The following is an 11,670-nucleotide window of genomic DNA, read 5'->3' on the forward strand; positions in this document are numbered from 1 at the left end:
TCGGACAGTTATTGGTGGCGATTGCATCTTTCAGAGAGGCTCGTTAACTCAGTCGAAATTACCGTTGTGGGTGAACACGACGGGATAGTGGTCACTGCGCATGGCCTTTCCTTTGCTCATTCGGGTGGGCCTGATTAGACCTCCTGGTGCCGACAGGGAGGCGTCGCAAGTGGCCGACCAGGCTCCAAGGTCATCGACATAGGCAAAATCGAGGAGGCGAAACGTTGTGGTGTATCCGGTCACTTTTCCTGTGAGGACCAAAGTTTTAGGTACAGTTCTCTTCATCGAAACCCTTGGTTGTTTCTTCTGCTGCTCGGCACTCTTGAGCAATCTGCGGCTTTTTGCATCCGGTACGAATACTTCCTTGATACTTGCATGGGTGTAGCCGCTGCCCGTTGGCAGCAGTTTGTACAGAGAGGGACCTGCCACCTGGAACACTCTTGCATAGGGATTGTTCTTGTCACTCAGGGTCTTTCTGCTGGAGATTTCCTTGCTCTCGTACTTTCCGTCTGTATTCAGGTCGCCGCCGAAATAACAGAGCTTCGAGATGCCGAGCGAACTCAGGTTGAGTTGGATGTACTGCACTGTATCGATAATGTTGGCCATTGCTCGATACGAAGAGTTTGCATGATAAAAGGCAAATCCCAGGTGGGTTTCATTGTGCTTTATTATCACGGCTCCGCGCTGTTCGGTTGGGGAGAGGACATAGCTGTCAATCAGGGAGAATTTCTTGGATATTTTATTTTTCAGAAAAACCATGGTCCCCAATGTCGTATTTTTCTTCGCCCCGCCCTCCTGCGATGCAGCTCCGATAATCGTGTACTCGGAGGAGAGGTCGTCAATTAGCGTTTGGTTGATATCTCCGGTTTTTCCGGTCTCCATCAAGGCAATGATGTCAATTTCTTCTTGTGTCAGATAATGTCTGAGAAAATCAAGTTTATCGGTGTATGCCTGTGATCGGAAATATTTCTGGTTGTCGAAGTGCTGTGCGTTCCAGATCATTATCTTCAGAGGCATACTGACTCCATTGGCGTGATGTGTGCGATTGTTTCAGTGTTCTTGAAGTGCAGTCGCTACTCCATGTCCGGAGTAGGTTGATTGTCCGTAAGTGCCCTTGCTATACATAAGAAGAATCCTGAATGATATATCGGTTGTTTAGCGTTGATTGGCTTGCCTGGAAGATGCCCCTTGTTTGCCCCTGGGCGACGACCAGATGCTTTTCTCCGAATACCTCGGCAATTACTTGGTCATTCTGCGTTACTAAAGGTTGCGTACTGCCCTCGATGGCATCGTAGTTGTTCCCTGTGGTGGTGCAGAATGTTGGATCGTAAAGTCGATTTTCGTCGCCGCAGTCCCTGAGCCTGAGTTGCTGGCTGTCATTGTGGAGGGTGGTGGTGACGTGGGTGATAACGGCGTTAGCAAGGGGGAGCGGACTGCTGGCAAAGCCCAGAACTTGCAGATTGGCGAGATCGTTCAGCGCCTCCCGACCGGCAATAACCTGCGGATAGAAATCCGCCAGCGTCGATGCTGTACGGGAAAGGCTGTTAGTGCTGTTGGCGGGGCGGGGCATGCGCGGCACTCGCTGGTCGTTCGGTCTGAAGGGAGCGCCTGGGTCCATGGGAGTGGGCTCCATAGGGAACTAACAGGGCTGGCGAAGGGGGCGTCGCCATCAGCGGACCAGAGGGTTGTGCGGTATGGGGCCGTAGATGTTTCCCCGCCCAGCGAGCCCTGGCCGGGCCCATTGCTCGTCCCATTCGATGAAATGGCCGTTGACGGCGTTATCGGTCACGTTGACGGCCTGGGTGACGGTGATCGTATGGCTGTTGCCCCAAAGCAGGTCGCTAATCTTCAGGGCGGTGAGCCTGGGCAACCCCCAGCCGAGCAGCAATCCCCAGGGGCTCGCTGGGTCGTAGTTTTCCAGGTCGCGCAGCCGGGCCCGCTGTCGCACGGTCAGGAGGGAAGCCGCTGCCATGCCAGCGGGAGTCGCATATACAGCGTTGTAGCAGGGATCGTAAATCTGCCCTGCGTATTGCACGACCTTGTGGTTGGCCCAGTAATAGAAGCCGGCGAGCGGCGCTCCGGCCGGGCTGGTGATATTGGGCTGGGGACCGGGAAGTGCGTTGGCATGGTCCGAAATGAATCCACTGTTGTTCGTGCCGCGGTAGGTGATGACGCTTGCGCTGCCGATCCCCATGCCGAATCCGTAGGGAGGCGGAGCCTGGATCAAGTAAGCCAGGGCATAGGCGGGAAAACCGCACTCTCCCTGCGTGACCGTTCCGTCCAGCAGGCGTGCGCCGGCGATGTACGAAGCGCCGGCGACGCCGGGCTCCCAGCGCCAGCCACGGTTGCTGAGAAACTGATGAAAGCGGTTGTTGATCTGAACCATGTGGTTAGCGGGCGTGAGACGTGCCAGCAGGCAGCTCATCACGAACTGCCGGCCCAGCGAGGCAACGGCAGGGGGGCCGTTGAAGTTGGCTGCGGCCAGATTGACGGCGCCATTCAGGACGTTCTGGTAGCTCATTGTCGTGTCGATTTCCTTTTCTCTATGGCTGGCCGACGGTAGATCATTCCAACACCCACTGCGCCAGCTTCCCCGTCACTTCCGCCATCAGCACATTCTCGATATCCCGTGCCCCCGCCGAGCTGCACTTGGCGAGTACTGCCTTGACGATGGCCGGGTCGAAGTCGAACGGCTTGCCGGTGGCCGCCTTGTAGCGCTCGCGGAGTTTCTCCAGCTTGGTGATGACGATGCCTTCCAGCGTCGCTTCCTCCAGCGGCCGGTAGGGCACCACGGTCATGCGCGCGAGGAAGGCGGCGCGGAAGGCTTGCAGCAGTACCTGGCGCAGGCGTTCGTCGAAGACTGGCGTGGCGATCTGTTCGGGTGGGGTGTCCAGCAGCAGTTCGGCGCCGACGTTGCTGGTGGCGAGGATCACGGTGTTCTTGAAGTCCACCACCAGGCCGGTGCCGTCTTCCATCACGCCCTTGTCGAAGACGTTGTAGAAGGCTTCCAGCACATCGGGGTGGGCCTTTTCGATCTCGTCCAGCAGCACCACCGAGTAGGGGCGGCGGCGCACGGCCTCGGTGAGTACGCCGCCAGTGCCGTAGCCGACGTAGCCGGGCGGGGCGCCCTTGAGCTGGCTGACGGTGTGGGCTTCCTGATACTCGGAAAGGTTGATGCTGATGAGGTTGCGCTCGCCACCGTACAACGCGTCGGCCAGGGCGTAGGCGGTTTCGGTCTTGCCCACGCCGGTGGGGCCGAGCAGCAGGAACACGCCCACCGGCTTGGCCGGATCGGTGAGGCCGGCGCGGTAGGCCTGGATGCGTTGGGCGATGGTCCCCAGCGCGGCGTCCTGGCCCATCACCCGTTGCCCCATGCGTTGCCCCAGGGTGCGAATGGCGTGGGCTTCGTCGGCAAGCATCTTGCCCACCGGAATGCCGGTCCAGCCGGCGATCACCGCCGCCACGGTTTTCGAATCGACCTGCTCGGGCACCAGCGGGTCGTCCTCGCGGATCGCCTCGAGCCCGGCCTCCAGGCGCGCCAGTTCGGCGGCCAGGTGGTCGATGCGGCCGTCGAGTTCTTCATCGGGTTTGGCGGCGTCGGCGCTCTCGCTCAGGGTCAGCAGCTCGCGGCGTGATTGCAGTAGTTCGCGCACTGCCTCGCGTTCTTCGCCCCAGCGTTTTTCCAGGGCGCGGATGGCCGACAGATTGCCCACCGACTCCTGCTCCAGGCCGGTGATGCGCGCACTGTGCTCGAGTCCGGTGGCCTGTTCGCGGCGCAGGCGCTGCAGCTCTTCCTCCACGGCCAGTTCACGGTGGCGCAGATTCTCCAGCGCTGGGGGGACGTCGTGCTGGGCCAGGGCGACCCGCGCGCAGGCCGTGTCGAGCACGCTGATGGCCTTGTCCGGCAACTGGCGCCCGGAGATGTAGCGGTGGGAAAGCTTCACCGCGTCCTGGATGGCCACGTCGAGGACCTGCACGCCGTGGTGCAGTTCGAGCTTGGCGGCGACACCGCGCAGCATATCCACGGCGGTGGCTTCGTCGGGCTCTTCCACCTGCACCAGCTGGAAGCGGCGGGCTAGGGCCGGGTCCTTCTCGAAGTACTTCTTGTATTCCAGCCAGGTGGTGGCGGCCAGGGTGCGCAGCTCGCCCCGCGCAAGGGCAGGCTTGAGCAGGTTGGCGGCATCGCTGCCACCCTCCGTGCCACCGGCGCCGATCAGCGTATGGGCTTCGTCGATGAACAGGATGATCGGCTGTTCGCTGCTGCGCACGGCATCGATCACCCCCTTCAGGCGCTGCTCGAATTCGCCCTTGACCCCGGCGCCGGCCTGCAGCAGGCCCAGGTCGAGTACCCGCAACACGACGTCCTGGAGCGGCGGCGGTACCTCGCCGGCCGCGATGCGCAAGGCCAGGCCCTCGACCACGGCGGTCTTGCCGACGCCCGGTGCGCCGACCAGGATCGGGTTGTTCTGCCGGCGGCGCAGGAGGATGTCGACGCACTGGCGGATTTCGCCGTCGCGCCCGACGATGGGGTCGATGCGCCCGGCATGGGCATCGGCAGTGAGGTCCTGGGTGTACTGGTCGAGCAGGTCGTCCTGGGGTTGCGGCCGGCCCCGCCGCGCCTTGGCCGCGGGTTGCGTGCCGGGCGTCTGTTCGCGCGATCCGGCGCTCCAGTCCAGCAGGTTCTCGCGCAACGCCTCGTGGGGAATCCGCAGCAGCGACGAGGCACTGTTGAGCAGCAGCGTGCGGCGCTCTTCCCGGTCGAGCAGGGCCAGCAGCAACAGGCCGGAGCGGACGCTTGGCTGGCCGAGCACGCTGGCTTGCAAAACGGCGTCCTCCAGCAGGCTGACGGTTTGCGAAGAGAGCGCGGGCGTGCGCGTGCTGCCAATGCGGAACAACTCCAGCGCCGTGTTGATCTCGCCGACGAGCTGGTCGCGCTCCAGGCCGAAGCGCGGTAGCAGCAGGGCAAGATCGCCACCGTCGATATCCAGCAACTCCAGCAGCAGATGCTCGATCTCCACATAGTGGTGGGTACGCTGCAGGCAGCGTTGTGCGGCGCGCTCCAGGGCGCGGCGGGATTCCGGATTGAGGCGGCCGATCAGGCTGGCAAGGTCCATCAGGTCATCTCCGCGGGGCGCAGGTTCAGGTCGATTGCTTGCAGTGCATCGGTGTCGCGGCGCAGGCCGGTGTTCCAGTTCAGCCTTGGCGCCGTGCCGGCGCGCAGTGCCAGTGGGCCACTGGCGCGCACTAGCAGGCGCAGCCGGCATTGCAGGTCGGGACCGAAGTACAGCGCACAGAGTTCGAGCAGCAGCGGGTAAGCCTGGCCGTCGGGGAGGAAGCGGCGCGCCGTGGCTTCATCGAACGGTCCGAGTTGCAGGTGAAATCCCGAGTGCTCGTCCCAGACGCGGGTACCCGCCACTGCATCGCGGCCAAGACCGAGGTTGGCAGCGCCGCGCCCGAGCACGCTGCGGCTGGCCGGTGGAATGTCGCGCCAGGCACCGGCGTAGGCATCGCAACGGGCGGCTACGGCGAACTGCTGGCGGACCATGCTGGCGAACCCGGCAAGTGAGCGACGGTTACCGGCGAAGCGTGCGCCACGGGCAAGGATGGCACTGTCGGGCAATGCGCCGCGTTCCTGCAGGCCGTGGGGCAGCAGCCCGACCAGCGCGCGCAGTGGCCGCTGCAGCGGGGCCTGCGCAGGCGCCTGGTGGCCGAGCGCGAGGCGATGTTTGCGCAGCACGCGGTAAAGCAGGCTGAGCAGGCGATGCTGGAATAGGTCGAGGAACTCGCCAGGGGCGTGATCCTTCAGGCGTGCGCGCTGTTGCAGCCATTCCTGGTAGGCGTAGGGCAGGGCGCCATCGGCGCCGCCCAGGCCGAAGATCGCCGTGCGCAGCTGGGGGCGGCCGTCGATCTCCTCCAGGGCGCTGATCTGGCTGGCTTCGAACACCGGTGTCAGCGGCCCGCGCAGGCGTAGCGCTTCGGCTTGCGGCAGGCTGCCCTGGCCCAGCGGGGTCGCGTCGGGCTGCTCGCGTTCGAGCAGGAGCAGCGCCTGCAGCCACTCGAACGTGTGCGGTTCGGCGCGCAGCCGTTGGCTCAGAGGGCGAGCGTCTGGCCGGCCTGGGGTTGCCATCGGCGGATCTCCTGGTCGGACTGCACGAGCACCGTGCGCACAAAGCGATTGGGGTTGGCGTAAAGGGAAAAGAACTGTGCGAGCACGGCACTGAAGAGCACGGCGCTGGCCCCGACGAATGCCTGGCGGTCCAGGTGCACGCGCACCTCCAGGCCATTGCGCCAGCCGCGCCAGGCGTCCTCGCCGACGCGATCGATCACCCGCGCGCAGTCGAGTTGCTGCAACCCTTCCACCTGGCGGTGGGCAACGTTGTCACCGGTGAAATTGTGCAGGCCGAGGATTTCCCGCAGCGCATCGAGCGCCTGCGGACCTTCTACCAGCGACAGGTGATTGAGCGTCAGGTGCGATACCAGTTGCCAGCGCGACGGGCCGTCCAGGCGAGGTTGCAGCTGGCGGCTCGGTGCGCGCAGCAGGCTGATGCGCGCGACCGGGCCGGGGCGCTCGAATACCAGGGCGATACCGGCGGGCAGCCGCTCGGCGAGGCCTCGGTTGGTGCACAGCAGGTCGGCGGTCAGGCTGTATTCGGGGGCGTCCTGCAACGGCTGCAGGGCGGTGTCGACCAGGCTCAGCAGCAGGTCGCTGCCCATTCGGTTCGGCGTCATGCCCTCGACCCGGCGCGCGTGCCAATACAGTCCGAGGTCGCCGGGCTGGTGCTGCCCGCCGTGATAGGCGGCGACCTCGCGCACTCCCCGTGGCGAACTGGCGCGCAGCGAGCGGATGCTGTGGATCTCCACGCTGTTCTCGCGGTGGGCGTCGGCGACCAGGCGGTATTCGCTTTGCGTGCCATCCGGCCGCAGGGGTTCGGAGGTGCGCGGGAACAGGTTGATCGCCGGCACGCAGCCCAGCGCCAGGTCGCTGGCTTGCAGTGGCAGGCGTCCCGGCGCCGCACGCTCGAAGGTGATGTAGAGCTGCAGCCGTTCACCGCTGGCGCGCAGATCGGCCAGTGGCAGGTCGAAGAAGGCGAACTTCTCGGGGAAGGCAAAGTACTCGGTCAACAGGCGCAGCCCGGGGTGAACCAGATCGTCCTCCGGCAGCAGCGCCTGCTCCGCGGCGAAGCCGGCCAGCCGTGGCAGCCCGAGCAAGCGCTGCGGAATGGCGTCCGGCGGCCCGGCCAGCAGGGCGCTGGCATGGGCGCCGAGCAGATCGAGCAGGCCGGCATTGGTCACCGCATTTGCGCACAGGTGCAGGCGCAGGTTGTCGATGGCCAGTGCGGCCCAGCCACCGGGCTCAAGGCAACGCAGTTCCAGGCGCAGCGCCGCACGGGCGCCGGCCACTGTGGTCAGGGCCTGAGCCTCCTCGGCGCCGAGCAAGGTAGCGTCGGTGATTTCCAGCGGCCACAGGGTGACGTCGTCGGTGGTGCGCCAGTGCACGGTCTGGCCACGTAGTTCCTTCGGCAACTCGATGCGTTCCTGCGCCGGCACGCTGACGAACAGGGGAGTACCGCGTGGCAGGTGATAACCGGCGCTGAGGCTTCCTTTGCCGGGGTCCGGCTCGAAGCGCACGATCGCGCAGGAGGGCAGAGGGCGCAGTGCCAGTGGGTAGAGTTGTTCCAGCAGGGCATCGCTGAACTGCGCGTAGTCGTCGTCCAGCCGCCGTTGCAGGCGCGCAGTCAGTAGCGCGAAGCCTTCCAGCAGGCGCTCGACATGCGGGTCCGCGCACTCGCCGGCGCCCAGCTCCAGGCGCCGGGCAACCTTCGGGTAGCGCGCGGCGAAGCCGGCGCCTGCGTGGCGCAGCCAGGTCAGTTCGCGCTGGTAATAGTCCAGCAGTTCGGCATCAATCGAGTCGCTCATGGCGTACTTCCAATGTCCCGCCGGTGGGTGTCAGATCGAACAGCAAAGGCGCGCGGCGCGGATCCTGACGCAGGTTGCCAAGCAGCCGCACACGCAGCCGCTGGGGTTGTTGCGGGTCGGCCTCGACCACCACGTCGGCCATCTCCAGGCGCGGCTCGTAGCGCTGGATGGCGCGGCGAATTTCCCGCGTCAGCAGGCGCCGATCACTGTCGCGCCGGGCCTGCAGCGCCGTCCAGTCGAGTATCCCGTAGTCGAGGATGCCGCAGCCGCCGCGAGCCGGGCTGCGGCTGTTGAGCAACCGCGAGAGCTCGCGCGACACCGAGGCGCACAGCGCTTCGAGGTCGAACGCCTGGTCGTCTTCCTGCGTGGCGAGGCGTTCGAACAGGGGCGGCAGTCCATGGGCGGACATCGCGCGGCGCCGCTATCAGCTGGCGAGCTTGTTGGCGGCCATGTCCCAGGTGGACGCGGCGGTGCCTTCCTTGCTGCCGTCGTCCTTCTGCGCGGTGAGCTCCCACTTGATCTTGGTGAAGTTCAGCGACAGGGTTTCCACCGGCTTGCCGCCCGCGCCGCCACTGACGCTGACGTTGGAGAGCACGACATTGCTCAGGGTGTAGACGATGAACGGCATGATCTTGCCGTCGCCCTCGGCGGCGTTGCGGCCGATAGTGACGGTCGTGGTGGCGATGGGTTTGCCCGCACAGCAGTACTCGTTGAGCGTGGGCGTGGAGGTGTCGACGAACTTGGTCAGGGTGAACTCGCCAACGTGGGGCTTGCCGGAGGTGCGCTCCGAGTTGCTGACATCGTTGGTCACCTGCATGGCCACGTTGTGGCTGTAGGACATGACCTCGATCTTGTTTTCGTAGCCGGTCAGCAGGCAATCGCCTTTGATGTCGTCGCCGAAGTCGAGAATGATCGCATCCATGGGGTGGAACTCCGCTGCTTAGGGAAAATGGGGTAGGCGAGGGGCCGGCCAGGCGGCCGGCCCCGTGACTCAGGCAGCCACCGGTGGCGGCAGATTGGCCACCAGGCGGATCGACGCGGTGAGTTCCTCGAGCTGGAAGTGCGGCCGCAGGAACACGGTGGCGCGATACACGCCGGGCTTGCCGGCCACCTCGGTGACGTCCACGCGGGCTTCGCGCAGCGGGTACTGCGCCTTGATTTCCTGCGGCGCGTTGTCGTTGATCAGCACGTAGTCGGCGATCCAGTTGTTGAGGTAGGTCTGCACGTTGTCGCGGCTCATGAAGCTGCCCACCTTGTCGCGCATGATCACCTTCAGGTAGTGCGCGAAGCGCGAGGCCGCCAGTACGTACGGCAGCATGGCCGAGAGGCGCGCGTTGGCGTTGGCCTCGTTGGTGTTGTAGACCTTGGGCTTGTTGGTGGTCTGGCCGCCGAAGAACACTGCGAGGTCGGTGTTCTTCTTGTGGCACAGGGCGATGAAGCCCAGGTCGTTGAGTTCCTTCTCGCGACGGTCGGTGATCGCAACCTCGGTCGGGCACTTGAGCGACAGGTCGCCGGCGTGGGTGCGGAAGGTATGCGCGGGCAGCCCCTCCACCGCGCCACCGCCTTCGGCCCCGCGTATGGCGGCACACCAGCCGTACTTGGCAAAGGCCTCGGTGATGCGTTGCGCGAGTACCCAGGCGGCATTGCCCCAGAGGTATTTGGAGTGGTCGGTGCCGTCGACTTTCTCGACGAAGTTCATGCCTTCCACCGGCTGGGTATCCGGGCCATACGGCAGGCGCAGGAGGAAGCGCGGCAGCGCCAGGGTGACGTAGCGCGAATCCTCGCTCTCGCGGAACGAGCGCCACTTGATCAGCTCCAGGCTCTCGAACACCTTGCTCAGGTCGCGCGGCACGGCCAGCTCGGTGAAGCTGCCCATGTCGAACAGGCGCGGACTGGCGGCGGCGATGAACGGGGCGTGTGCTGCGGCGGCGACGTTGGAGAGCTTCTCCAGCAGGGCGATATCCTGCGGGTGGCGGCCAAAGTCATAGTCACCCAGCAACAGGCTGAAGGGATGGCCGCCGAAGGTGCCGTATTCCTCTTCGTAGATTTTCTTGAACAGTGTGCTCTGGTCGAATTCGACGGCCTTCTCCAGGTCGTTCTGCAGCTCCTGCTGGCTGACGTTGAGCAGACGCAGCTTCAGTCGCGTGCCCGTCTCGGTGTTCTGCACCAGTTGGTGCAGGCCGCGCCAGGACGCCTCGAGCTTCTGCAGTTCGGGATGGTGGAGAATTTCGTTGAGCTGCGCGCTGATCAGCTCGTCGATACGGCTGATGCGGTCGTTGATCATCGCCACGGTGTCCTTGCTGACGGTCATGCCTTCGTCGAGGACCTGGGTGGCGAACTCCGCGAGCATGTCGCGGGCGTATTCCTGCTGGCTGTCGTCGTGGGCCATGCGGCCCTCGGCGATGATGCGGTCGAGCAGGTCGAGTGTCTGGGTGCTGCCTTCGGCGCCTTGCGCCGCAGCGGAGCTGGTGTTGGCCATTGCGTTGCTCTCCTGGGCGGGGTCAGGCTTGCGGGTCGGCGGGTGCTTCGCCGTCGGCGGCGTCGCTGGCGTCGTTGGCGGCACCGGCGTCGGCGGTCACCGGGTGGGTGGCGCGGATTTCCTGCAGGCCTTCGGTGTTGCTCACCACGTCCTGCAGCAACTGATCGAGTTCGTCGTTGCCGTCGAGCTTGGTGAGCAGGTCGCGCAGGCGCTGGCGGGCTTCGAACAGACGGCGCAGCGGGACGACCTGGTTGACGATGCTGACCGGGTCGAAATCGTCGATGTGCTTGAAGTTGAGCTCGACGTTGAGGCGGCTGCCGTCGTTGCTCAGGGTGTTGTCCACCTGCAGCGCCGCACGGGGGGCGGTGGAGGCGAGCACGGCGTTGAAGTTGTCGCGGTCGACTTCGGTGAAGCGGCGTTCGCCGAGCTTGGGCAGCGGGTTGGCCGGCTTGCCGGAGAGGTCGGCGAGGATGCCGACGACCAGTGGCAATTCCTTCTTCTCGATGGCGTTGCCGATCTCGACGTCGTAGGTGATCTGGACCCGGGGAGGACGTACCCGGTCGAGCTTGTGCTGTGTGCTCTCTGCCATGCTGGCGGACTCCGCTGCAAATGAAACGGGCACGCCGCAGCGGGGTCGCTATCGTCGCGCTCCTTCGCTGAATCGCACACGACAGGCAAGGGGATGAATCGGGCCTGTCCTTGGCGATCCCATCTGGCGCTCGTCAGTCGACGAGCTACCCAAGCACGCTAGATCAGGTTTATAAAAACGCAAACCGGAAAAATTTTTCCGACAGTCATTTCACAAGGACGTTTCATGAAGTCGACGAAAGCCTGCCTGTGTGTTGTGCTGATGGTGGTTCTGGGTGGTTGTTCCTGGCTGGGTCCGAAGGTCGAGGTGGACCGCCTGACCCTGGACGTGGCGAGCAAGGCCAATGGCGATGCGCCGATTGCCGTGGACTTCATCGCGGTAAGCGACGCCGACCTGCTCAAGCTGCTGTCCTCGATGACCGCCAAGCAGTGGTTCAGCGATCGCGAACAGTATCGCCGCGACTACCAGCAGCAATTGAGCGTGTGGAGCCTGGAACTGGTGCCCGGGCAGTTCATGGAGGCCAGGGATTTCCCGCTGGCGGGCAAGTCGGCGGCTGGACTTTTGGTCTTTGCTGGCTATAACACTCCCGGCGCCCATCGCATGCGACTGGAGCAGCAGCCGGATATCTGGTTGCGCTTCGACAGCCGGGAGATGCGCCTGCTCCGTGCCGACGCGCACTGAGCCA

Annotated in this window: 11 protein-coding genes; 1 reads left to right on the forward strand and 10 read right to left on the reverse strand. The window is 64.5% G+C overall.

Features of this window, described 5'->3' with window-relative positions; all coding sequences use genetic code 11:
• Window positions 1–48: 48 nt before the first annotated feature.
• The 10 genes from L6D89_RS13790 to tssB form a co-directional block, all read right to left on the reverse strand.
• Complete coding sequence (locus tag L6D89_RS13790; RefSeq protein WP_236200106.1) at window positions 49–1,017, reverse strand: endonuclease/exonuclease/phosphatase family protein; 969 nt, start codon at window positions 1,015–1,017, stop codon at window positions 49–51.
• 100 nt (window positions 1,018–1,117) lie between these two features.
• Window positions 1,118–1,570: a hypothetical protein gene (locus tag L6D89_RS13795; RefSeq protein WP_236200107.1), complete on the reverse strand. Its 453-nt coding sequence runs from the start codon at window positions 1,568–1,570 to the stop codon at window positions 1,118–1,120.
• Between the two features lie 99 nt (window positions 1,571–1,669).
• Window positions 1,670–2,521, reverse strand: a complete 852-nt coding sequence (locus L6D89_RS13800; protein WP_236200108.1) for a hypothetical protein — start codon at window positions 2,519–2,521, stop codon at window positions 1,670–1,672.
• 43 nt (window positions 2,522–2,564) lie between these two features.
• Window positions 2,565–5,114, reverse strand: coding sequence for a type VI secretion system ATPase TssH (tssH, locus tag L6D89_RS13805; protein WP_236200109.1), 2,550 nt, complete (start codon window positions 5,112–5,114; stop codon window positions 2,565–2,567).
• Entirely contained in the window at window positions 5,114–6,127 is a 1,014-nt protein-coding gene (gene tssG / locus L6D89_RS13810) for a type VI secretion system baseplate subunit TssG (RefSeq protein ID WP_236200110.1), read from the reverse strand. The genes tssH and tssG overlap by 1 nt, the downstream gene beginning before the upstream one ends.
• The gene (gene tssF / locus L6D89_RS13815; RefSeq protein WP_236200111.1) at window positions 6,091–7,917 is read right to left on the reverse strand and encodes a type VI secretion system baseplate subunit TssF; all 1,827 of its coding nucleotides are present in this window, start codon (window positions 7,915–7,917) and stop codon (window positions 6,091–6,093) included. The genes tssG and tssF overlap by 37 nt, the downstream gene beginning before the upstream one ends.
• Complete coding sequence (gene tssE, locus L6D89_RS13820; protein ID WP_236200112.1) at window positions 7,901–8,326, reverse strand: type VI secretion system baseplate subunit TssE; 426 nt, start codon at window positions 8,324–8,326, stop codon at window positions 7,901–7,903. Before tssE ends, tssF begins: the two co-directional genes overlap by 17 nt.
• Before the next feature lie 15 nt (window positions 8,327–8,341).
• Window positions 8,342–8,839 (reverse strand): Hcp family type VI secretion system effector, encoded by a 498-nt coding sequence (locus tag L6D89_RS13825; RefSeq protein WP_205335423.1) that lies wholly within the window; start codon window positions 8,837–8,839, stop codon window positions 8,342–8,344.
• Between the two features lie 69 nt (window positions 8,840–8,908).
• On the reverse strand, window positions 8,909–10,396 hold the full coding sequence (gene tssC / locus L6D89_RS13830; RefSeq protein WP_236200113.1) for a type VI secretion system contractile sheath large subunit: 1,488 nt from the start codon (window positions 10,394–10,396) through the stop codon (window positions 8,909–8,911).
• 22 nt (window positions 10,397–10,418) lie between these two features.
• Complete coding sequence (gene tssB, locus L6D89_RS13835) at window positions 10,419–10,985, reverse strand: type VI secretion system contractile sheath small subunit (RefSeq protein WP_236200114.1); 567 nt, start codon at window positions 10,983–10,985, stop codon at window positions 10,419–10,421.
• 261 nt (window positions 10,986–11,246) lie between these two features.
• Between tssB and L6D89_RS13840 the strand changes: the two genes are divergently transcribed.
• Window positions 11,247–11,666, forward strand: coding sequence for a type VI secretion protein (locus L6D89_RS13840; RefSeq protein ID WP_373873594.1), 420 nt, complete (start codon window positions 11,247–11,249; stop codon window positions 11,664–11,666).
• The last annotated feature ends 4 nt before the right edge of the window (window positions 11,667–11,670 follow it).

The organism is Pseudomonas pseudonitroreducens (assembly GCF_021603645.1).
Lineage (GTDB): Bacteria > Pseudomonadota > Gammaproteobacteria > Pseudomonadales > Pseudomonadaceae > Pseudomonas > Pseudomonas pseudonitroreducens.